We start from the raw sequence: 23,344 nt of genomic DNA, 5'->3' as shown, positions 1-23,344 counted from the left end.
GCGAGAGCTTGGGAGAGGCACGAACGCCAAGGATGGTCTGCGGGGCGCACAACATGCGGCGTTTTGCCAAAATGTGCCAAAACGATTTGTCGTCAGTTGTGGCTTACTGTATGGCGGCTTCCATAGCCTCGTCAAGGGTCCACAAGATTTCAAATGTGATGCTTGACACGCATCCACCGCGGGCCCTAATCTGATGCCAAGTCGATTTGGCAAAACGGTTTTTCACTGAGACTTGAAGTTTCCAAGCCACCACCCCAACCGTAGATTCCGTTCAAAAGAAAGGGAGTCGACAGCGATGTCCTCTCGAACCACGATTTCCCGGATCACCGCCATTGGCGGCCTGTCCACCGCGGTGCTTCTGGCAGCAACCGCCTGCGGCGCGGGGGGCCCGGCAGCGACGTCGGGTAGCGCCACGAGCACCGTCAACGTCCTCGTCGAGGCCGGCGGCCACGCCGAACTGACAGGCGTCGCCGAACAGTGCAAGAAAGATACAGGCGTTAGCGCCAACTTCGTCGAACTGCCTTATGACGGCATGTTCAACAGGCTCTCAAGCGAGTTCTCCTCCGGCAACGTCTCCTTCGACGTCGCCGCGCTCGACTCCGTCTGGCTTCCCAGCTTCAAGGACGCGGTCCAGCCCATTGACGAGCTCTTCACCGACGAGGCGAAAAAGGACATCTTCCCCGCGCTCGTGAAGGAAGCGAACGTGGACGGGCACTTTATCGGCATGCCGGCCTGGACCAACGCGGAAATCATCCTGTACCGCAAGGACCTGTTCGACGATGCCAAGAACAAGGCCGACTTCAAGGCCAAGTACGGTTACGACCTCGCCGCTCCGACCACGTGGAAGCAATACCAGGACATCTCCGAATTCTTCACGAAGGACGGCATGTACGGCACTGACGTGAAGGGCGGTGTCGAAACCGAATGGCTGGCCCACGTCCTCCAGGCCGGTTCCCCGATGGTCCTCGATGAGAACAACAACGTCGTGATCGACAACGCCGCGCACAAGGACGCGCTCGACTTCTATACCAGCCTGGTCAAGTCCGCCCCTCCCGGCGCCGCTCAGGTCGACTGGGCAGCAGCGCAGAACCTGTTCAACCAGGGCAAGACCGCGATGACCCGGTTCTGGGCCCACGCCTACCGCCAGATCCCCAAGGATTCCCCGGTCGCGGGCAAGGTCGGCGCCGCTCCCATGATCGGCGGCTCCGCCGGCGTTGCCGGTGTTCCAGGCCCTTGGTACCTCTCCGTGCCCAAGGCAACCAAGAACAGCGACGCTGCCAAGAAATTCATCAAGTGCGCCTATGACCACAACGACCTGGGCATCGAATCCAGCCTCGGCCTGGCCTCCCGCATCTCGGCCTTCGAGAAGTACCAGGACAAGGCCGGCTACGAGAGCTTCAAGCCGCTCATCGAGACCCTCAAGGGCCAGGCAACGGCCACGCGCCCTGCCACGGCCAAATGGCAGCAGATCGTGGACACCGCCTTGGTTCCCATGCTGCAGAAAGCCGTAGCCGGAGGCGACTCCGCCACTCTCCTGGCCGCAGCGAAAAAGCAGATCCAGGACCTCCTCAAGTAAGATTCCGCGGCCGGCGCTCGAACACAAGTGCCGGCCGCGGCCCCAACCATCGGAAGAGAAAACCGTGCGTATCTCCGATCGCCGCTTCGCCCTGTACCTTATGGCGCCGGCGGCCCTGTTCCTGGCAGTATTTGTGGCCTACCCGCTGTTCCGCCTAGTGGCAGACAGCCTCTTCAAGATCTCCCCGATCGCCGGGGGCCCCCGCGACTTCGTCGGCTTGGACAACTATGTCCGTGCCTTCGCCTCCGAAGCATTCGTGGGCGCCGGCTGGCGCACCCTGGCCTACACCTTCGTGGTCGTCGCCCTCGAGTTCGCCCTTGGGCTTGGAATGGCCCTTCTGTTCACGGCCCTTGGCCGCAAATCCGAGGTTTGGCGGACGGTATTCCTCTACCCGCTGATGATCGCGCCCATCGTCGCCGGCCTGTTGTGGAAATTTCTGATGATCGACAACTTCGGGCTCATCGGCACACTCCTGCACCAGGCGGGAATCCTGCAGAACCCCAACCAGATCGGCTGGCTGTCAGACCCAGGAATCGTCCTCTTCTCGGTAGCCGTCCCGGACATCTGGCTTACCACCTCCTTCATGTGCCTCGTCCTCTTCGCCGGCCTCCAGAACATCCCCGGCGACCTTATCGAGGCGGCCCGGCTCGACGGCGCCAAGGCCCCCACCCTCCTGTTCAGCATCATCCTGCCGCTCCTGCGCCCCGTCATCGCAGTGGCATTGGTTGTGCGCGGCATCGACGCAGCCAGGGCCTTTGACACCATCCTTATCCAGACCAACGGCGGCCCGCAGTCCGCATCCGAAACCATGAGCCTGCTGATCTACCGCACCATGATCCGCTTCGGCGATCCGGGACTGGCCAGCGCCATGGGCACCATCTACCTGCTGGCCATGCTGGGCGTCGCGTTCTTCGCCGTCGCTACCATCTGGCGCCCAGGGAAGGACAACTGATGAGCACCGCCGAAACCCCCATCAACGACCGCTTTGCCGCTGAGGCGGCAGCCTCCCGCCCCCGGCACTCAGGCGTCGTCTCTGCCATCCTGGCCACCGGCACCAAGTCGTCCGGTGCCACTGCCGGCGCTGCCCCCACCAGAGCCCTCCCGGCCGAGCCGGTGTTGCTTACTCCGGCAGCCTCGGGCACGGGCCGTCCCCGACGCAGGAATCACCACGCCGAAGGCCTGGAAGCCGGCAAACGCAGTACCCGCATCCTGCTGTGGATCGTCCTTGCAGCCGCGATGGTCCTCTACGGGTTCCCATTCCTCTACCTGCTGTTCACTTCCTTCAAGACGCCGATCGACACCATCGCGGTGCCGCCCACGATCCTTCCCAAGGAATGGACGCTGGAGAACTACGCCAACGCCCTGGGCCGCAACGGAGTTCTGGCCTCGTTCATCAACAGCGTGCAGACGGCCGTCATCAGCACGGTCCTGTCCCTCGCCCTGGCCATTCCGGCCGCGTACGGCATCACCCGCTACAAAACACCGAGCGGGCGGGTGTTCATCATGGCAGCACTTGTAACCCGCATGGTGCCGCCGGTGGCCATCGGCATCCCCTTGGCTTCCATGATGGCCTCCGCGGGGCTGGCCGATACCCCTATCGCTCTCTCCATCGCCCACACGACGATCTCGCTGCCACTGTCCATCTGGCTCATGTCCAGCTTCTTCGAAGCCGTTCCCAATGACCTTGAAGAGGCCGCGACGGTGGATGGGTGCAGCAGGCTCGGGGCCCTGTGGCGGGTCGTGATCCCGGTGGTGTCAGGTGGCATCGCGGTCACCGCGATCTTCGCCTTCCTCGCCTCCTGGAACGAGTTCCTCTTCGCCCTCCTCATGACCGCCATCCGGTCCCAGACCACCCCGGTGGTCATCGCAAACTTCCAGACCCAGTTCGGCCTGGACTGGGGATCCATGACGGCGCTGGCCGCCGTGTACTCCATCCCGGTCATCCTCCTCACGCTTCTCTTGCAGCGCAAGATCGTCGCAGGCATGACGCTCGGCGCCGTCAAGGGCTGAAAAACCCAACTGGAAAGGCACTAGTACCAGACCGGAAAGCACGCGGACCATGCCGAACTGCCACGCGTTGAGGACAGGCTTCCGCGCCGCTGGCCGGAGCACGGGCTCAGGGACGAAGAAGCCGCACGTAGAATCAGCACCAACACCATGAGGACGTGGGAGAGCAATGACCAATAGATCAGTCGGCATCAAGGACGTGGCGGCCGCAGCCGGGGTCTCTGTCACGACCGTCTCCCACGTCCTCAATGACGTTGCCTACGCCCGGGTGGGCGCGGGAACGAGGGAACGCGTCCACGAAGCGGCCCAACGGCTGGGTTACGGGCCCAACCGGCTCGCCCAGGCCCTGCGCACCCAACGCTCCGGGATGATCGGGTTCATCAGCGAGGAAATCGCCACCACCCCCCACGCAGGCAGGATCATCCTCGGAGCCGAGGAAACGGCGCGGGCCCGCGGCTACAACATCATGATCATCAACTCCACCAGCACCAGCTCCCAAGACTCCAGGGAAAGCGATGTCGCCGATCTGCTGGACAGGCAGGTGGACGGCATCCTGTACGCCACGATGTATCACCGGAAGCTGGAAGTCCCCAAGAACCTGGCCGCACTGCCAGCAGTCCTGGTGGACTCCGAAGACATCAGCCAAACTGTTTCCTCCGTCATCCCCGACGAACTGGGCGGTGCAAGGTCGGCCGTGCGAACCCTGATCGACGCCGGGCACACCCGGATCGGCATGCTCAACAACACCGACGACGTGCCGGCAACCCACTCCCGGCTCAAGGCCTTCAAGGACACGCTGGCAGATGCCGGGCTGCCGTTCCACCAAGAACTGGTCCAGTCCGAGCATTCCGAGGTGCCCGGGGGCTACCAGGCGGCTCTGCGCCTCCTGAAACCCCAAAGCCGGCCCACGGCGGTCTTCTGCTACAACGACCGGATGGCCATGGGCGCCTACCGGGCGGCGGCGGAACTGGGCCTGAAGATCCCGGAGGATGTTTCCTTCGTCGGTTTTGATAACCAGCAACTCATCGCCGAAAACCTCTACCCTGCGCTGACAACAGTCGCGCTCCCCCACTACGAAATGGGCGCGTGGGCAACCGAAAACCTGATCGACGCCATCGAGGGAAAAGCTGACCTGCAGCTGTTTGCGGCTCACCCGACCGTTTTGCCATGTCCCTTGGTCCTTCGCGATTCCGTCGCCGCCCCAAAACATGAGGACCCTTCCAGTAGAGCGACACGGGACTCGCCTACACACGCCAACACCTGACCTCGAGCGCGTCCAGTAAAGGACGCGCCCAACCCTCCAAGGACCTCAAATGAACAGCACCCCAGTTCCCCCACGCCCTGAAACGGATGTCGTCGTCGTCGGCGAGGCCATAATCGACATCATTGACACCGCCGCAGGGCCCGTCGAGTTTCCAGGCGGATCGGGGATGAACGTCGCGTTCGGACTCGGCCGGCTAGGCGTCAGCACCGCATTTCTCACCGCACTGGGCAGGGATGAACGCGGCAGGAACATCCGCCGCCACCTGGACACCGCGGGAGTGCGCCTGCTTCCGGGAGCCGAACACCTCAACCGCACATCGACCGCCAGGGCGCTTCTGGACAGCACCGGTTCCGCGGAGTACGAATTCGACTTCGAATGGAACCTCCCCCAAATCAGCCCTGCTTTCCTCCCCAAGGTGCTGCATACGGGGTCACTGGCCTCCTTCATGGAACCCGGAGCAACCCAAGTCCGGTCCTTGCTGGAACTGTTCTCCGGCCGCTGTTTGATCACATACGACCCCAACATCCGCCCGACACTGCTCCACAGCCACACTGAAGCACTCAGGACCTTCGAACACACAGTTGCCCTGGCCACCATGGTGAAGCTCAGTACGGACGATACCCGGTGGCTCTACCCCGGCACGTCCCCTCACGATGTCGCGCGGCGGCTGCTTGATCTCGGGACAGAACTGGCAATCATCACTGATGGCGCCTCCGGCTCCTATCTGCGTTCGAATGCCGCCGAGATCGAAGTGCCGGCACCGCCAGTGGTCGTCAAAGATACTGTCGGCGCAGGCGACTCCTACATGTCCTCGCTTATCGCGGGCCTCATAGAGGACCCCGAGGACTGTTTCGACTACGGCAAGCTCACCCGCCTGGGAACAGCCGCCTCGCTGGCTGCGGCAGTAACTGTCGGACGGCACGGGGCGAACCCGCCGACGCGGGCAGAACTGATCGACTCTCTGGAACTGGCCCAAACGTCCCGAAAGAACTCCGATGACTGAAACAACAACGCACCCTGCCGGCCCCGCCGAAGACACCGCCCTTAATATCCGGCCGATACTTCACTACACAGCCAAGAACACTTGGCTGAACGACCCCAACGGACTCGTGTGGCACCGGGGCGTCTACCATCTGTTCTACCAAAACAACCCCTTCGACAACGTCTGGGGCAACATGTCCTGGGGGCACGCCACCTCAACCGACCTTCTGCACTGGACAGAACATCCGGTTGCCATCGCCTGCGACGAGGAAGAAGACGTCTTTTCCGGCAGCATCGTGGTGGACCACGACAATACGTCGGGATTCGGCACAGTGGAAGATCCGGCCTTGGTGGCCATCTACACGAGCGCCTTCAAGGAAGGCTCAGTGCACCAAGGGACGCAAGCCCAGTCTCTCGCGTTCTCCACGGACGCCGGCATGACGTGGAGCAAATACGCAGGCAACCCGGTGCTTGGCCGCGGTTCGGCCCATTTCCGGGACCCCAAGGTGTTCAGCTACGAGGGACCGGCCGGTTCCTGCTGGGTCATGGTGGCGGTGGAGGCCCAGCACCAGCAGGTTGTGCTGTACCGCTCGGCCAACCTCAAGGACTGGGAATACCTGAGCACCTTCGGCCCTGCAAACGCCACAGGAGGCGAATGGGAATGCCCCGACCTGTTCCCGCTCCCCGTCGACGGAGACCCGGACAGCGTCAAGTGGGTCCTGGTGGTCAATATCAACCCGGGTGCCGTGGCCGGCGGCTCGGGAGGGCAGTACTTCGTCGGCGACTTCGATGGGGTGCAGTTCACCGCCGACTTTGATTCGCTCGTTCCAGCGGATGCCGACGGGACCACGGATCTCAGACACTGCCTGTGGCTCGACTGGGGACGTGACTACTACGCCGCCGTCTCCTTCAGCAATGCCCCGGAGAACCGCCGCATCATGATCGGCTGGATGAACAACTGGGACTATGCAAACTCCTTGCCCACGTCTCCGTGGCGCTCCGAGATGTCGCTCGCCCGCGAGGTCGAGCTCGCGACGGTGGACGGTTTGCCGCGCCTGGTGCAGCGCCCGGTGCTGCCGTTGGACTGTGGGGAGCCGGCCCGCACCATCCAGGACGTGGAACTTCACGACTCCCTGTTGCAACTGCCCGACGCGACGCCCGGATCAGCCCAGCTGATCGAGGCCGAGATCCTGCCCGGCACGGCACGGACCGTTGCTTTCAGGCTTCTCGGCGCATCGGGCGGGACCGCCGCAACGGTTCTCAGCTTCGATGCCGTTACGAGCCGGCTAACCCTGGATCGCCGCAACTCCGGAAACACCGCCTTCCACGGAAAGTTCGCGTCGGCTGAGTCGGCGCCGGTGAAGCTCGACGGCGGCGTGCTAAGGCTCCGTGTAATCGTCGACCACTGCTCGGTGGAGGTTTTCGCCCAAGGCGGCAGGGTTGTCTTAAGCGATCTGGTGTTCCCCGTGTCCGGGAACCTGGGCACCGAAGTGTGCGTGGAGGGCGGCACGGCCATTGTGCGGAAACTGGCCGTTACGGCCTTGTCCTAGAGAAACCACAACACAAAGGGAAGAACCTATGTCAAGCAACAACTACTACGACGTGACTACGTGGCCCGTCGGCAATCCGTCCGAGGACGTCGGTGAAGTGATCAACAGCATCATCGCTGACATCAAGGACCGGCAGACCGTCAGCGATGCGAACAACGGAGGAAAGCCAGGCGCGGTGATCTACATTCCGCCCGGGGACTACCACCTTCGTACGCAGGTGGTCATCGACGTCAGCTTCCTCAGGATCCATGGCTCGGGACACGGCTTTACGTCGTCGAGCATCCGGTTCAACGTTCCCGAAGACGAATGGCCCGACTTGCATGAGCTGTGGCCCGGAGGGAGCCGCATTATCGTCGACATTCCCCTCGGCGGAGACGGGGAGGAATCCAAGGGAGCCGCCTTCTACGTTGAGCGAAGCGGGAGCCCGCGGATCAGCTCGGTCGAGTTCTCCAACTTCTGCATCGACGGGTTGCACTTCAACTCGGATGGCTCGGGGATGCATCCGGAGAACACGTACGTCAACGGCAAGACCGGTATCTATGTCGCGAACGCCAATGACTCATTCCGCGTAAACGGCATGGGGTTCGTCTACCTCGAGAACGCACTCACTATCTACAACGCGGACGCGCTTTCCATTCACGACAACTTTATCGCTGAATGCGGAAGCTGCATCGAGCTGCGCGGGTGGGGACAGGCATCAAAGATCACCGACAACTTGGTCGGAGCAGGCTTCAAGGGTCACTCGATCTACGCCGAGAACCATGGCGGGCTCCTGATAACCGCGAACAACGTCTTCCCCCGTGGTGCGAGCAGCGTCCATCTCGACGGCGTCACGCGTTCAAGCGTCACCAACAACCGTTTGCATTCGTTCTACCCCGGGATGCTGATTCTCGCAGCGAATAGTTCGGAAAACCTCGTGGCCACGAATCACTTCTTGCGTGACCATGAGCCCTGGACGCCCTTCCTGGGAGTCGACAACGGACTGAACGACCTCAACGGACTTCTTTGTGTCAGCGGCAGCAACAACTCTGTTGTCGGCAATCACTTCTCCCAGATCATCGACTCACAGAGCATCCGGCCGGCAGGTGCGACGCCTGTCATCATCCGGCTGATGGCGGGGGTTGGCAACTTCGTCTCCAACAACCACGTCGTGGCGATGGACGTTCACTCCAAGTCAAGTGACTCCTGCTTCTCGGCTCAGGTGGATGCTCTGTTGACGACCGAGGCTTCGGAAGTCCTCGCCGTTACGGCCGTCATGGTCGATTCCGAATCAGCTCGCAATACGATCCTTGATTCCGGAAGTGACGCCCAAGTTATCGCAGACAGGGCTGTCAACGCCTTTAGGGCCACTCCCACGGTCGGTTTCTAAGGGCGGCACATGCACTTGTGGCCCAGTAACCCGCTCAGGCCCGCGGGAGTCTGTGGCCACGGCCTCCCAGGGTAGCGGCGAGGAAATATGAGGAGAGAATGTCTTCGGCCTGCGGGTACCGTCCACGACCTCGCGCTTGTTCGAGGTGGACACGACTGCGCCGCAACCGCGGGCCGACACTCCGGGTCCCTAGACTCATCAGATGTCTTTCGACAAGAAACCTGACGCCAGGGCCGAACACCGCTGGCCCGCCGTCATCGCACTGCTCCTGGCACTGGGTCTCTACGCCACACTGCCCAGCAGCTTCCTTCCGGCGCTCCGGTACGCGGTGGTGGCCGTCGGGCTGCTGATGCTCATTCCCTTGATCGCGCTCAACCCGGCCCGGCTTCGGCGGCAAACCCGCTGGTCCAAGTACCTCGCCACCGGCCAGGCCCTGTTGCTGGTGGCCGCCAACGAGGTGGCGCTGGTCCAGCTGATCATCCTGCTGACCTCCTCCGGGAAACAGGACGGACCCACCCTCCTGCTCGCGGCGCTTCAGGTCTGGGTCACCAACATCATTGGGTTCGCCCTGGTCTACTGGGAGCTGGACCGCGGCGGGCCCGTCTCCCGCCGGCACGCCGACCGCAAAGACCTCCCGCCCGCCGACTTCCGCTTTCCGCAGGACGAAGACCACGACGCCGTCGAGGAGGTGGCTACCAGGTCGTCCGTGAAGACGGGCTGGGTGGCCTCCTTCGTGGACTACCTGTACTTCTCGGCGTCCAACTCCATGGCCTTCAGCCCCACGGATACCATGCCGCTGTCCCCGCGGGCCAAAATATTCATGGTCCTCGAGGCAGCCGGCGGCTTTGTGCTGCTGGCCCTCGTGATCGCGCACGCGGTGGCCCTGATCAACTAGCAGCGCCCTACAAACGACGATGCTCCCGCCCAGAGACTTACGCCTGCTTCAGCCGGGCCTGGTAGCCGGGCTCCGTGCCGGTGGCGAGGCTTGCCGGCGGTATCCGGTGCAGCTGCGACTGGATTCCGGCACGGAACACCGGCGCAGCCTGCGGCCGCTTCGCCCGCAGCTCTTCCGCCGTCTGGTGCCGGATTTGCCGCACGACCCACGGCAGGAAGTAGGTCCTGGCCCAGACCAGGTCGCCGGCTCCTGCCTCCCGCCAGCTCCTTTCCGGCAGCTCCCGGGGCTCCAGGGGCTGAAGCGAATGGGCTACGTTCAGGGAATTCAACACCATGATGGCAATGGTGTGGTACCCCAGCGGCGAGAAGTGCAGCCGGTCGGGATCCCACATCAGGGGATCCCGGAGCTCCCGCAGAGCCCACAGATCAGCCACCACGCAGTCGTGCCGGGCGGCGATCGCGTGGATATTCTCGTTGAAGATCGCTACCTTGGCCCTGTTCCGGCTCAGCACGGGAGTGTGCCACCAGTCCGGCCCGGTGAAGAGCACAATGGTGGCTCCGGTGGTCTTCAGCAGCTCGACGCCCGCGTCCAGCCTGGCAGCGAGCTTGTCCGGATTGCTCCTGTGGAACACCATGTCATTTCCGCCGGCCGACAGGGTGATCAGATCCGGCTTCAGCCTCAGCGCCTGCGCCAGCTGCCGGTCCAGGATTTCCTGCAGCAGCAAACCGCGCACGGCCAAGTTCGCGTAGGCAAAATCCTCATGGTCAACGCTCAGTTCCTCCGCCACACGGTCAGCCCAGCCGCGCCAACCGCCCGGGCTGCGCTCTTCGGGATCACCGATCCCCTCCGTGAACGAGTCCCCCAAAGCCACATACCGGCTCCACGGGTGCGGGGCTGCTCCATTGCGGCCCGAGCTGAGTTCAAAGCGGCCGACGGCGTCCATCGCCTTATCCTCTCCCTCGCCGCCCGCAGGCTCCCCAGCACGTCGGGGCGTTACTGAAGTAACGCTTTCGTTTCCTGATGCATTCCAAAAGACCGGGGAAATTTGCAGAAGGCGGGCTGGAGTCTAACTGAAGAAGTTGATCAGCACAGGGGCAACAGCCTCGTTCGCGACGGCGTGGTTCTGGCCATCCAGCTTTTCCTGCTTCATTCCGGGAACGGCTGCGGCGACGGCGTTGATGGCGGCCCCCGCCCAGGACGGGCTCGCACCCCCGTAGATCCCCAGCGTAGGGATCTGAATGGCCGACAGCTTGTCGGCAGGGACGCTGCCGTCCCTCGTGAGCGTGAGGTCATAGGGCAAGGTGTGCGCAACGCCGAGGAGGGCAGGCCACCACGGCATGCTCGTCATTCCTTCGTCGAAGTCAGAACCGGTGTGGCGGATAAACAGTTCGACGGCGGCTCCGCGGTCTCCCGCATCCACCGCCGCCTGGACCCGGTCCCGGAAGGCTTCCCAAGGTTCGTGAGGGGCCTGCGTGGTCAGATACGGCGGCTCATAGGCAGCCAGTTTGGAAATGGGTGCCCCGGTGGCCGCAGCTTCAAGCGCCAGGATGGCACCCGAAGAGTGGCCATAGGTGTAGGCCGATCCGCCCGCGGCATCGATGAGAGCCGTCAGGTCCTCTATTTCTCGGTCCGAACTGTAGGGCGGCGTGTCCGTGCTGTCGCCCCGTCCCCGCCGGTCATACGCGTAGACGGTGAAGTGCGGTGCCAGCAGGGGCACGAGCATGTCGGCCGAACGTCGGCTGTTCAATGCGCCACCGATGATGATCAGGGCTGGTCCTTCACCTGTCCGCTCGAAGGCGATCTTCGTGCCGTCGGCCGAGGTCTGGTGTTCGATCATTTGCAGTTCCTGTTCTTCGGTGCCGGACGTCTGCAGCCGACTGTGGGGGTCGATGAGGATTCTGACAAATTTCACACTGGCATTGAAGGGCGGTAGAGGCAAGGAATTGGACGCCTCCGTATCAGTGGTCCTGTGGGTTCGTCCCGATGAACGTTCCCGGCGGCATCCCCGCACCAAAAACCGGGCCCGCCAGAGGCCGCTTCGCCCGCAGCTGTTCCTCCGTCTCGTGCATGATGCGCCGCAGCACCCAGGGGAACAGGTATTTCCGTGCCCAGACGAGGTCCTCGGCCCGGGCGTGGCGCCAGCTGCTGTCCGGCAGGATCTTGGGCCGCAGGGGATGCAGCGTGTGCGCGACGTTCAGCGTGTCCAGCACCATCATGGCGATGGTGTGGTAGCCCAGCGGGGAGAAATGCAGCCGGTCCGGGTCCCACATCCGGGCGTCGGTCAGCTCCCGCAATGCCCACAGGTCAGCGATCACAGCATCGTGCCGGTGGGCGATGGTCCGGATGTTCTCGTTGAGGATGGCCACCTTGGCCCGGTTGTGTCCTATTACCGGGGTCCCACCCCAGTCCGGCCCCGTGAACAGCACGATCGTGGCTCCCGTGGTACTCAGCAGCTCCACGCCGGCATCCAGTTTGGCGGCCAGCTTGTCAGGATCGCTGCCGTGGAAGACGAGGTCGTTCCCGCCGCCTGACACGGCGATCAAGTCCGGTTTCAGGGCCAGGGCGGGCTCCGTCTGCTGGTCCAGGATCTGCTCCAGCAGCAGGCCACGAACCGCCAGATTGGCGTACGCGAAATCGTCGTGACCCACGCTCAGCTCTTCCGCCACGCGGTCCGCCCAGCCCCGCAGTCCGCCCGGGCTGCGCGGCTCCGGATCCCCCACCCCTTCGGTGAACGAATCCCCCATGGCCACGAACCTGCTCCACGGGTGCTGGGCCGTGATCCCCTCAACGGAACCGCGCGTCTCAAGGCCGAAGCCGGCGGCGTTCATCCCCGCAGGTCCCGCCCCGACGCCCGCTTCCGTCAGGGAAGGACGGACGACGCCGGCCCCGTCACCTTGGGAGGTGACCGAACCGGCGTCGTACTTCTTGAAAGGACGGTGCATGGCTGTGTCCTGTGTCTAGTGTCAGGTGCCCGCCGGGTAGGCGGCCTTGTAGTTCGACGCGTAGTGCCCCTCGACCTCTGTCTCTCCGACGGGCATGTCGGCATTGATGGGATCGTTGTTCTTGAGATCGCCCACGGCGAACTGGACCATCATGTCGTGGTCCTCGTGCACCAGGTTGTGGCAATGGACCATGTAGCGGCCGCCCTCGTGCTTGCCCGTGTCGAACTGCATCAGGACCGTGACGGACTCGTTCTCCCCCGCGTAGAACACGTCCTTCGGACCGCCCTCCCAGGCGAACGGCTTGCCGCCGTTCGTGTTCCGGCCGATGATCTTGCCGTCGATCAGGTGGATGTGGACCGGGTGGAACCAACCGCCTGATTCATTGACGATGGTCCACTGCTCCACCTGCATGCGCTGCGGGTTGGCGAAGCAGCGGGTGAAGTTGGACCTCTCCACGTCATCCCAGGTCTCGCCGTTGATGGTCCACTCCCCGCCCTGGCGCTGAACCCGCAGGATCCTCTTGGCCACGGCCATATCGGGGGTCAGCGACATCGGGTCCAGGCCTCCGCTGTCCTTGGTGGGATGCTCGCCCGGGTCCAGGCTGGAAGGGATCGAACCGATGGAATGGGACCCGGGCATCAGCGACGGCGAATCCTCCACCACCTGGAACTTCATGACCTTGCCGGTGTTGGCGAAGTTCACGTTGTTCTTGTTGCTCAGGTTCTTGAGCTCCACGGTCTGCCCGGCCTTGTACTTCCGGAAGTCGATCAGCACCTCGACCCGTTCGGCAGTGCCCTGCCGCCAGGATGAGACCGCCTGGACCTTCGGCGTCATCCCGGCGTCGGTGCCCACCACGTAGAAAGGAGCATTATTGGACAGGGCGAACCGGTAGGACCGGGTAATCGAGCCCACCAGGAACCGGAACCGGTAAATCTGGGGCTTGACCTTCATGGTGGGCCACGGCACGCCGTTGACCATCACGATGTCGCCCCACAGCCCGGCATGGCCGTTGTCGTTGTAGCCGAGGGAACCGTCCGCGTTCAGCATCACGTCAGAGACCAGGATCGGCACGTCGAACTCGCCCTGCGGCAGCTGCTCCCGCTCCTGCTCGTTGGTGATGGAGTAGTACGCGGCCAGTCCGGAGTACACGCCCTGGGCGGTGAGCATGTGGTTGTGGTCGTGGTACCAGAGCGTCCGGGCTGCCTGCCAGTTGGGGTAGTGGTAGTTCTTTACCTTGCCGGGGGCGGTGCGGTCATTGGCGTAGCCGTCGTACTGCGGCAGCGAAGCCGAGCCGTGCAGGTGCGTGACCGTGTTGGACGGATCGGGATACAGGAGGCCCTTCGTGGAAAGCCGGTTGCTGATCCGCAGTTCGGTGCGGGTGCCCTGCTCGACCCGGATGGACGGGCCCGGGAAGACTCCGTTGTAGCCGGCAAGGGTGGTGTTCAGGCCCCGGGCGATCTGGGCTGTCCCCGTCTTCTGGGTGAGGCAGTACTTTTCGAACGGCTGGCCGTCCGGATCCCAGCCCTGCTCATAGGGGATCAGCTCCGGCGGCCGGCGGAACGCCTGGGCGAAGGGAATCGGCATGTTCTTCGCCGCGAGCCGGCTCGGCGTGCTGATGGGCGTGGTTGCGGCGTCTGTGCCGCCCTTTGCCGGCACACCGGCGAGGGCGGCGCCCCCGTTGGTCCCGGTGAGGGCAACAGCGCCGCCCATGATGCTCAGCTTCAGCACGTCCCGTCGTGTTGTTGCCATGAGGTCCTCCAAAGATTTGGGATGCGAGTGTCGTTTCGCGAACCAGCATGCGACACGCGGGTGTGGAAAAACTTGGAAGGTTCACCGTTGCCGGCAGCAACATTCCCCCAGATTGGGTCACCCCGCTGCAAGGTCGAGGTGGGGCACTCTTCGTGCATTCACCCCAGGTTGAGGGCGATCGTGACGTTGGTGTCCGTGGCAGAGTGGTCGCGGTTCATGGCCACCATGACGATCCGGTAGGTTCCGCGGTGCAGCTGGGCGACGCCTTCGCTCTTGAACCCGTTGGCCTCGTAGAACCCGACGGCACCGGCGAGAGCCGCGTCAGCGCCGCCAGGGACCAGCAGCATGACGCTCCAGTGGGGTGACACGCCCGTTGATCCCTGGAGCTGACCGGGTGGCAAGTGAACTGCCGCCGGCCAGTCGGCGGGCAGTGAGGGCGCGGAACGGTCTGGACCGGCCGCGCCGTCGGCTCCCCCGCCGCCGTGGCGGCCGCGGGCGTTCGCCCCCGACGGAGGCAGGCTAGGCCCTACAGCAGCTGTCCCGGCCGAAGCGCTCGGTGACCCGGCCGCCGTCGTACTTCCTGCCGCAGTACTTCCTGCCGGTGTACTTCCAGCTGAAGGGGCCGGCAGGCCCGTCGGCACCAAAGGTGCCTGGGTGCAGCCGGCGAGCACGCCCGTGGCGAGGACCGCCGAAGCGAGTCCCCGCCACAGGCTGGGGTGCGCGTTCACTCAGACCGCACTGCCGCCGTCTGCCTAGCCCCCTACCACGGGGAGGGCTCCAGAGCGCCGGCATTGTTGGCGCCTTCACCGCTGACCAGGAACGGCAGGTGGTACAGGTCGTTCGGCACGATCACGTCTCCCGGCTTCACGTTCTCCGGGAAGATGTACTCGAAGACCGGGGCGATGTACTGCCCGGGCTGAAGCCCGTTGGCCTTAGTGGGGGCGTTCTTGAAGCAGCTATCCAGGGAAGCCTGGTTGATGGTGGTTGTGGTGGTGTTGACGGGTGTGGGCATGCACAAGGTGCGCACGCCGACGCGGACAGTCCGGTCCGGCTGGCTAAGGAGGCCGGTGGGCGCCTTGGTGGCACGGAGCCGGGCCCGCTGCGGCTGGGGGCCGGTGTTTTGCGTCGTGATGCCGCCGGTCGGTCCGGTGAGCGGGACTCCATTCTCTCCGGTCATTTCAAACGGCGTGATCCACCGGTTGAAGACCGAACCGTCGGATTTGCGGTCCTCGTAGTAGATGTCCACCGGAGTCTTGACGTCGGTGGTTTCGGATTCCAGGAAGATCCTGTCCTGGGTCTCCTGTGCCACACCGTTGGGTGCGGTGGCCAGGGGGTCTGCGGTACCCACGCCGAATTCGCCGATCGCCAGGTAGCTGGGCTGGGTGCCGGGCTGGGTGTAGATCCCGAGATTCGCCTCGACCGTGTGCGCGGAGATGTAGTCCGGCGTCCCGTGGATGAGGGTTCCGGAGTAGTCCACCATGTCACCGATTTCGAAGGGAGCCTGCTGGTTGGCATCCGGGGCGGTGGTGCTGACGCCCGGCACCGGCATCACATACTGCGAGCAGTACTTCTGGCCGGCGGCCGCAGGGCTGAGCTCTCCGCTGGCTGGCGGGACAACACCGGCAACGCTGAAGTTTCGGCAGGCAGGGATAAGGATGTTGGACGGCGTGGGTGCCAGGGGCCGGTTCCGCTGCGGGCACAGGGGGTCATCCTTGACGGCGGGATCCGTCCGCGGGATGCACATGGGGTAGCCCGTGGCGGCGTGGATGGTGGGGTTGTCCTGATCAACGCTGAAGCGGAAGTCAGGCGACTGGCCGTTGCTGAACCGGCCGGTCCCCGCCGCGGTGCCGTTCAGGTTAGGAATTTTGGGGTCGTTCAGCTGCACAGTCACGGTGCCGCCCGCGGCGTCAGCCACTTTCAGCGCACCGTTGGCGTAGTCGATGCCGGTGATTTCACCCCGGCCGCTGTTTGCCGACTGCTGGGAGACGAAAGCCAGGCCTGCTATGTGGCGTGATCCCACAATATTGCCAACCGCCCGCAGCTCCAGGCCGTCAACGCCGAGCGGGGCAGTGCCGCCCGTACCATGGACGAAGTCTGCCCAGGTCAGCGTGTTGGCCGGCATCTGGACCACCAGGTTGCACGGAATGGTGATGAGAATGCCGTTGATGGTCACGGTGCCGCCGTAATAGGCCGGATCCGTCACAGTGGGACACGAAGTGTTGTCTGGGTTGACAGTGGCTTTGCTGGCAAAGCCGGTGTCGTCGAAGCCGCGGGCCTGGGCGGCCGATCCTGGCGTGGCCAGGGTCGGCACCACCCAGGGGGAAACGATGCCCTTCGGCGGCTTGGCAGTGCCGCCGCCCTTTGCCAGGGCAGCACCCGCTCCACCTGTCGCAACCAGGGCGGCCGCGGCGGCAAGGATGGTGACTTTACGAAGCGTTGGGGGACTTACTGGAAGGGTCCTCATGGCTGGTCCTCTCGGAGATGCCGGTATCCATATTCAGGACTGTGGGAAGCAGAGGGAGTTCACTCCTGGATCTCTGCGCTCATGAGGGTGGGTGACTTGCGTGTAAGCGTGCGAGGCTTATGACTTTTTGCCGGGGAGCAAAGGCTTCCAAGTGGTTGCTGCTGCCAACTATCGGGACCTCCCCTTGTAAAAACCCTGCGGATTTCCGGCAGACGCCCCACACGGGTGGTGACCGCCCCACCCGCCTTGGCTCCCCCAAGGTATTCACAACTGGGCGGACCTAGCGTGCTCCTATTCGGGCTGGGCCGCATCCGGCCAGCCAAAAATCCAACGTTCACGGGGAGGAACGACATGGGCAACCATGGATTTGTTGTGAGGGGGCGCGGCTTCTTGTCCGTCTCGCCCTGGTGGGGTCTTGTAATCATCCTGCTGGCGATTCTGGCTGTGGTGGCGCCGGGGCTCTATGCCACCGGGCCGGCAGCGGTGAAAGCCAACGCCGCCAGCAATTACGTGCCGCAGACCCGCACGTACTATATCGGAGCCGACGAGGTGCAATGGAACTATGCGCCCACCGGCAAGAACCAGATCACCGGTGAGCCGTTCGACGAGGCCGCGCAGGTGTTCACCAAGCAGGGGCCGCAGCGGATCGGCAGCACCTACATCAAGTCGCTGTACCAGGAGTACACCGACTCATCGTTCAAGACCCTCAAGCAGCGCACGCCGGCAGAACAGCACCTGGGCTTCCAGGGCCCGGTGATCCGCGGCGTCGTGGGGGACACCATCAAGGTGGTCTTCAAAAACAACCTGGACCGGCCGGCGTCGGTCCACGTCCACGGTGTGTTCTACGACAAGAGCAGCGAAGGCGCGCCGTACAACGACGGCACCGGCGCGGCCGCCAAAGTTGACGACGGCGTGGCCCCCGGCAGCACCTACAGCTACAGCTACGAGGTGCCCGAGCGCGCCGGCCCCGGGCCCATGGACGGCAGCTCCGTGATGTGGATGTACCACTCCCACACCGACGAGGTGGCGGACGACTACTCCGGCCTGGTGGGCCCCATGGTCATCACCAAGGCCAGCGCCGCCCGCGCCGACGGAACCCCGAACGACGTGGACCGCGAGTTCTTCCTCCAGTTCAAGGTCAGCGACGAGAACTCCAGCCCCTACCTGCAGCGGAACATCGACAAGTACGCCGGCAAGCCCGCCACGGTCAAAACCGACGACGAGGACTTCGGCGAGAGCAACCTGATGCATTCGATCAACGGCTACGTCTACGGCAACCAGCCGCTGGAGTCGATGACTATGCGCAAGGGCGAACACGTCCGCTGGTACCTCATGGGCATGGGCACCGAAGTTGACCTGCACACGCCGCACTGGCACGGCAACACGGTGACGGCGCTGGGCATGCGCACCGACGTCGTCAACCTCCTGCCGGCCAGCATGGTGGTGGCTGACATGGTCCCGGACGACGTGGGAACCTGGCTCTTCCACTGCCACGTCAACGACCACATCAGCGCCGGCATGCTCACCCGCTACCGCGTTCTCAACGAGGACGGCTCAGTCGGCGGAACCACCCAGACGGCGCCCGACGCCGCCGCCCACGCGGGGCACTAGCCTCCTCTTCAGAAGGCCCTCGTTCAGATACTTCTGAACGAGGGCCTTCTTTTGCCCAGCGTCAGTTGTTGTGCTGGCTGCGAGCGCCAGCACTAGCCAGCTCGATGAAGTTGCCGGGGGATTTCGGGTGGTCCCATGCGGTGTTGGCGACCGTGATTGCGGCACCGCATGTCTGGCACCAGGCACCGGAGACGGAGTCGGTCCCGCAGGTTGTGCAGATAATGCGCAGCGATTTTCCACTCGGCGACTGAGTGTGCCTCTGGGCCCACACGGTGAGCGCATGCAGGACGGGCAGCGCGTCCGTCCCGGCCGCCGTGAGGCGGTACTCCTTCCGGGGGCGGGTTCCCGCGCTGTAGGGCTCGGCCGTCAGAACGGCCGCATCGATCAGGCGCCGGAGCCGTTCGCTGAGGACGTTATCAGCGACTCTCAGCTCCTTCTTGATGCCGTCGAAGCGGTTGTTGCCCATGAACACCTCCCGCAGCACCAGCAGAGACCACGGATCCCCCAGCACGTCCGCGGCCCGGGCGATGGGGCAGTTGTCGTCTGACCAGCTCGTGCGAGGCATCAGGAGTCCTTCCAAAGTCCAATTTACTTTCCTAAAGCAAGTTCATTTACTTTCTTAAAGAAAGCTTGTACGGTGAGCTTACGCCTTGCAACGGAACAAACCAACCCTCTGCCGTTCACCGCACAGCGCTCTTTCCATCCACCAAGAAACCAGCTTCGAGGAGTACGCCATGACGGTGACCGACATCAGGACTGAGCCGGTACCGGCAGAATCGGCTGCCCCTTCGGCTGCCGCTCCTGCAGCTGCCGTGCCTTCCCCCGCCGCCCCTTCGGGCATGCTGCCATTGAGCCTGTTCGGCATACCGCTGGGCCTTGCCGGCCTCGGCGCCGCATGGTCGGCAGCCCGGACCAGCCTCGGATCGCCGTCCTGGCCGGAGGATATTCTCTACGGAGCAGCCAGCACCATCTGGCTCATCCTGACCGCGATCTACGTACTGCGCGGGCTCAGGCGCAAAGGAGCCTTCCGGACCGATCTGAAGCACCAGGTAGCCGGCCCGTTTGCGTCATTCATTCCACTGCTGGGGATCCTGCTATCAGCCCACTACAGCGAGTATTTTCCCGGGCTGGGCAGGTGGGTTTGTGTTGCCTTCATAGCCGCCCTCGCGGTCGTCGCAGCCCAACTCTTCGCCCACTGGGTCACTGGCGGAGTGTCCATGCAATCCATCCATCCGGGCTACTTCCTGCCGGTAGTGGCCGGATCCTTCGTGGCAAGCATCGGGTTTTCGAGCGTGCACGCCCACGACGCCGCCCTGGCCGCGTTCGGCATCGGCGCGTTCTTCTGGCTGGTCGTGGGGACCGTTGTCACGGTCCGGCTGATGACCGCAGAGGCGCTTCCGCCATCGGCCAAGACCGGCCTGTCGGCATACCTTGCGGCGCCAGCCACAGCCAGCGTTGCCTGGATGGTTTCACACCCAGGACCCATGGGAGCCGTGCAGCTGGGCCTCACCGGAGTGCTCGTCATGATGCTTCTTATGCAGGTAATGCTCATAGGCGACTACCGCAAGCTGCCCTTCAGTCCCCTGTTTTGGGTCTTCACTTTCCCCGTCGCCACCACGGCAAACTACGCCGTCCGCTGGTTCGCGGCATCAAGCCTTCCTGGCCGGGAAATCTATGCCTGGACCATCCTGGCCCTCGCAACAGCATTCGTCATGGCCATCGCGGTCCGCAGCACCGCGGCAGCCATAGCCGGAAAGTCGGCAAAACGCGGGAACCAGGCTGCGACCCTCGTCTAGACCGACCATCCGCGACGTACCCGGAAACACCAATCCGAGCTCCGCGGCCCTGATCGGAATGCGTTACGACGGCGGGCAGCGGCGGACGCCTCCCCGGCACCGTGCGCTGTGACGGCATGTGGAAGAATCGAAGGGCCGTCACTAAAAGGAGTCCCGCCACCCATGCCGCAGCCGGAAAAGGGCCCTTGGCTGCCATTCGACCTCCGGACGCCGCGCGGATGGGTCGCCTTACTGCGCGGCGCCCCTACCACGCTCGGGTTCGTGGTGGTCTTCTGGGCCCTGGGCGCTTTCTCCTCCAGTCTTCTCTCCGGACCCTCTGCTGCCCTGCAGCCCCATGTGGCGGCCAGCGTCCACTCCTTGGCTGGTCCGTGGTGGGCGGTGCTGGCGTCCGCGTTCTGGGAGCGCGAACTCACCGGGTACGTGCTGGGCACACTCCTGGTGCTGCTCGTGGGCCTGCCCCTGGAGCGCCGGCTTGGCAGCCTGAAGTTGGCGGCGGCGGCACTCGCCGCCCAGGTTTTGGGAGTCGGCGCCGCGCTGGGATTCCTGGCCGCGGCCCAAGGCCTGATGGGGAACTGGACCCGGGACATGGGCGGGCATTTCTTCATGGGGCCGAGTGCCATGGCCTGCGGCGCTGCCATGGCCGCAACCGCCGCCATTCCCACGCTGTGGCGGCGCCGCGTCCGGGTGGTCATCATTGCCACCCTGATGCTGTTCGCCCTCTTCGCCGGCGGCCTCGAGGACCTGGTCCGGCTCGGGGCTGCCTTTGCCGGTGCGCTTTTGGGTCCCTTGCTGCTGGGGCGGCGGCCGCGGCTCGGCCGCCCTGCCGTGTCCCGGCACGAAGCCCGCGTCCTCGTGGCACTGCTGGTTGCGGTGGCAGCCATCGGCCCCGTGGTGGCCGGCCTGGCCCCGCACGCCGTGGGTCCGCTCTCGGTGCTGCGCTTCCTGTTCACGAACATCCAGCCGGTGGACCCGCAGACCCTTGCCGTGTTGTGTTTCGGGCCCGCGCAGGTCAAGGAATGCGCCGCCGCCCAGCTGCAGCTGCGGGCCGGCGCGGGCGGAATCTTCATGTCCATCCTTCCGTCCTTCCTCCTGCTGCTGCTCGCGGACGGGCTCCGGCGCGGACGGCGCTTCGCCTGGGCCGCGGTGCTGCTCATCCAGGCAACCCTGTCCGTCCTGGCCGGGTTTACCGTTGCACGGGTCCTGCTGCCGGACGTACCGGAAACCGCGGCCGGCGAAGGGATCCGCGCGGCTGGGACCTCCGGTGGCCTGCACCCGCTCAGCCTCGTCTTGCCCATGCTGGTCCCCGTGCTCCTCGCCGTCCTCCTGCTGGCGGGCCGGAAGCTTTTCTTAGTGTCCGCCCCGCCCGGAACGTACCGCCGGCTGGGCCGCCGCCTATTTGTCACCGCGGCCCTCCTTGGCGCGGTCTACGTCGGCGCTGGCCTGGCTTTGGCGTCCGGCTTTACGCCCGCCCCCGGGCTGGCCGAACTGGTCAAGGACGTCCCGGACCGGTTCCTGCCGCTGGGCTTCCTGGTGGACCTGTCCCCCGCGATCTTTCCCCAGAGCACCGCGGCCGTGCTGCTCTACGAAGGCGTGGGCGTGGTGTTCTGGGCGGTGGCCGGGGTCCTGCTGCTGCGGACTTTCCTCCGCCCGGCGCACGGTCAGCACAGTGCGGACGAGGACCGCGCCCGGGCCATTCTCAAGGCGCACGGTGGCGGCTCGCTGTCCTGGCAGACCACCTGGGCCGGCAACAGCTACTGGTTCTCCTCCTCCGGCGACAGCTTCGTCGCCTACCGGGTGATTGCCGGGGTGGCCTTGGCGCTCGGTGCCCCGGTGGGTCCCCAGCCTGACCGGGAGTCCTCCTTCGCCGAGTTCACCCGCCACTGCCGGCTCAGCGGGTGGACGCCGTGCTTCTACTTCGTGGCTCAGGAAATGCGCAGCCACGCCTCCGCCCTGGGATGGGGATCCGTGCAGGTTGCTCAGGAGACCGTGCTGCACCTCCATGCCGTGTCCTTCCGGGGCAAGAAGTTCCAGGACATCCGCACGGCCATGAACAACGCGGCCAAGGCAGGCATCCGCGCCGAGTGGACCACCTACTCTGCCGCACCGATCTCGGTCCAGGGCCAGATCCAGGCCATCTCCGAGGAATGGGTGGCCGACAAGAAAGTCCCGGAAATGGGCTTCACCCTCGGCAGCCTGGACGAGCTGGACGACCCCGAAGTCCGTTGCCTGATCGCCGTCGACGCCCATCACACGGTCCATGCCGTCGCGTCTTGGCTGCCCGTCTACCGGAACGGCCACGTGATCGGCTGGACCCTGGATTTCATGCGCCGGCGCAGCGACGGCTTCCGTGCAAGCATCGACTTCCTCATCGCCTCGGCGGCGCTGGGCTTCCAGGACGAAGGCTACGACTTCATGAGCCTCTCCGGAGCGCCTCTGGCCCGGCCACCCCATGACCCGCGTTTTCCGCACCTGGCGCCGGAAACCGCCGGGGCGTTGGACCGCCTTCTCGACTGGCTGGGCGCATCCCTGGAGCCCGTCTATGGATTCAGGTCCCTGCTGGCGTTCAAGTCGAAGTTCAAGCCGAGCTACATCCCGATGTACATGCTCTTCCCCGACGCGGCCGCACTGCCTGCCATCGCCAATGCGGTCACCCGGGCCTACCTCCCCTCGATCAACGTGGGCCAAGGCCTCACCCTGGCGAGAGGGCTCCTCCGCCGCCGAGCCCGAACGAACACTTAAGCCCCACGGAGAAAGCTTGGGTTCTAGCGGTCGTTGCAACACCCCGACTTTTGGGAGTTGCAACGACCGTGGTTCGTTTAAGCGGTGATTCATCAGGATCCGGGTGGTACTCGCAGGATCAGAAGGATGCATTTTTCGCGGTGTTTGACCGCTTGGGGAGTACGGCAGCGGCCGCGAGAGAGTTGGGGTTGAACCGGTTCACCTGTGCAGGCTGGGTCCGGAAGGCGGGACTGAAGGGCCGCGGGAAACGCGGGTCCGGTCCCCATCCTGGCCGGGATGAATTCTTTGAGCTGCGCGAGGCCGGGGTCAGCCGCCGRGAGGCAGCCAGGGCCGTGGGTGTGCATGCCCGCACTGCCAAGGACTGGGACGTTGGCATCCGAAAATCGGGCAGCCGCCGCTTT

18 protein-coding genes and 1 pseudogene are annotated in these 23,344 nt (G+C 64.6%); 12 read left to right on the top strand and 7 right to left on the bottom strand.

The window, feature by feature from the left end; all coding sequences use genetic code 11:
- Window positions 1–295 precede the first annotated feature (295 nt).
- From AC1D14_RS09285 to AC1D14_RS09250, 8 genes are all read left to right on the top strand, one after another.
- Entirely contained in the window at window positions 296–1,576 is a 1,281-nt protein-coding gene (locus AC1D14_RS09285) for an ABC transporter substrate-binding protein (RefSeq protein WP_230118891.1), read from the top strand.
- A 64-nt stretch (window positions 1,577–1,640) separates the two neighbouring features.
- A complete protein-coding gene (locus tag AC1D14_RS09280) occupies window positions 1,641–2,528 on the top strand; it encodes a carbohydrate ABC transporter permease (RefSeq protein WP_230118892.1) in 888 nt (295 codons plus the stop codon).
- A gap of 164 nt (window positions 2,529–2,692) precedes the next feature.
- Window positions 2,693–3,586, top strand: coding sequence for a carbohydrate ABC transporter permease (locus AC1D14_RS09275; protein ID WP_230118911.1), 894 nt, complete (start codon window positions 2,693–2,695; stop codon window positions 3,584–3,586).
- Window positions 3,587–3,752: 166 nt separating this feature from the next.
- A complete protein-coding gene (locus tag AC1D14_RS09270) occupies window positions 3,753–4,847 on the top strand; it encodes a LacI family DNA-binding transcriptional regulator (RefSeq protein ID WP_230118893.1) in 1,095 nt (364 codons plus the stop codon).
- A gap of 49 nt (window positions 4,848–4,896) precedes the next feature.
- Window positions 4,897–5,850 (top strand): carbohydrate kinase family protein, encoded by a 954-nt coding sequence (locus tag AC1D14_RS09265; protein WP_476881221.1) that lies wholly within the window; start codon window positions 4,897–4,899, stop codon window positions 5,848–5,850.
- Window positions 5,843–7,378, top strand: coding sequence for a glycoside hydrolase family 32 protein (locus AC1D14_RS09260; RefSeq protein WP_230118895.1), 1,536 nt, complete (start codon window positions 5,843–5,845; stop codon window positions 7,376–7,378). The genes AC1D14_RS09265 and AC1D14_RS09260 overlap by 8 nt, the downstream gene beginning before the upstream one ends.
- Before the next feature lie 28 nt (window positions 7,379–7,406).
- Complete coding sequence (locus AC1D14_RS09255; RefSeq protein WP_230118896.1) at window positions 7,407–8,747, top strand: NosD domain-containing protein; 1,341 nt, start codon at window positions 7,407–7,409, stop codon at window positions 8,745–8,747.
- Window positions 8,748–8,949: 202 nt separating this feature from the next.
- A complete protein-coding gene (locus AC1D14_RS09250) occupies window positions 8,950–9,642 on the top strand; it encodes a hypothetical protein (RefSeq protein WP_230118897.1) in 693 nt (230 codons plus the stop codon).
- Window positions 9,643–9,679: 37 nt separating this feature from the next.
- On the opposite strand, the gene AC1D14_RS09245 is transcribed toward AC1D14_RS09250, so the two are convergent.
- The 6 genes from AC1D14_RS09245 to AC1D14_RS09220 form a co-directional block, all read right to left on the bottom strand.
- Complete coding sequence (locus AC1D14_RS09245) at window positions 9,680–10,585, bottom strand: SGNH/GDSL hydrolase family protein (protein ID WP_230118898.1); 906 nt, start codon at window positions 10,583–10,585, stop codon at window positions 9,680–9,682.
- 123 nt (window positions 10,586–10,708) lie between these two features.
- On the bottom strand, window positions 10,709–11,554 hold the full coding sequence (locus AC1D14_RS09240; RefSeq protein WP_230118899.1) for an alpha/beta fold hydrolase: 846 nt from the start codon (window positions 11,552–11,554) through the stop codon (window positions 10,709–10,711).
- Window positions 11,555–11,600: 46 nt separating this feature from the next.
- A complete protein-coding gene (locus tag AC1D14_RS09235; protein ID WP_230118912.1) occupies window positions 11,601–12,470 on the bottom strand; it encodes an SGNH/GDSL hydrolase family protein in 870 nt (289 codons plus the stop codon).
- Between the two features lie 135 nt (window positions 12,471–12,605).
- Window positions 12,606–14,333, bottom strand: coding sequence for a multicopper oxidase family protein (locus AC1D14_RS09230; protein ID WP_230118900.1), 1,728 nt, complete (start codon window positions 14,331–14,333; stop codon window positions 12,606–12,608).
- Between the two features lie 158 nt (window positions 14,334–14,491).
- A complete protein-coding gene (locus AC1D14_RS09225) occupies window positions 14,492–14,701 on the bottom strand; it encodes a hypothetical protein (protein WP_230118901.1) in 210 nt (69 codons plus the stop codon).
- 392 nt (window positions 14,702–15,093) lie between these two features.
- The gene (locus AC1D14_RS09220; protein WP_230118902.1) at window positions 15,094–16,797 is read right to left on the bottom strand and encodes a hypothetical protein; all 1,704 of its coding nucleotides are present in this window, start codon (window positions 16,795–16,797) and stop codon (window positions 15,094–15,096) included.
- 351 nt (window positions 16,798–17,148) lie between these two features.
- Between AC1D14_RS09220 and AC1D14_RS09215 the strand changes: the two genes are divergently transcribed.
- The gene (locus tag AC1D14_RS09215) at window positions 17,149–18,408 is read left to right on the top strand and encodes a multicopper oxidase domain-containing protein (protein WP_230118903.1); all 1,260 of its coding nucleotides are present in this window, start codon (window positions 17,149–17,151) and stop codon (window positions 18,406–18,408) included.
- A 61-nt stretch (window positions 18,409–18,469) separates the two neighbouring features.
- Here AC1D14_RS09215 and AC1D14_RS09210 read toward each other — a convergent pair whose 3' ends face one another.
- Window positions 18,470–18,973, bottom strand: coding sequence for a winged helix-turn-helix transcriptional regulator (locus AC1D14_RS09210; RefSeq protein ID WP_230118904.1), 504 nt, complete (start codon window positions 18,971–18,973; stop codon window positions 18,470–18,472).
- 169 nt (window positions 18,974–19,142) lie between these two features.
- Here AC1D14_RS09210 and AC1D14_RS09205 point away from each other — a divergent pair, with 169 nt between their 5' ends.
- From AC1D14_RS09205 to AC1D14_RS09195, 3 genes and pseudogenes are all read left to right on the top strand, one after another.
- Window positions 19,143–20,204, top strand: a complete 1,062-nt coding sequence (locus tag AC1D14_RS09205; protein WP_230118905.1) for an SLAC1 family transporter — start codon at window positions 19,143–19,145, stop codon at window positions 20,202–20,204.
- A 162-nt stretch (window positions 20,205–20,366) separates the two neighbouring features.
- On the top strand, window positions 20,367–22,943 hold the full coding sequence (locus AC1D14_RS09200) for a bifunctional lysylphosphatidylglycerol flippase/synthetase MprF (protein WP_476968331.1): 2,577 nt from the start codon (window positions 20,367–20,369) through the stop codon (window positions 22,941–22,943).
- A gap of 188 nt (window positions 22,944–23,131) precedes the next feature.
- Window positions 23,132–23,344: pseudogene (locus tag AC1D14_RS09195) on the top strand (hypothetical protein); the annotation flags it as partial.

The sequence above is a fragment of the Arthrobacter sp. P1_B11 genome, from assembly GCF_056406715.1.
This window is presented reverse-complemented; position numbering and strand designations above follow the sequence as displayed.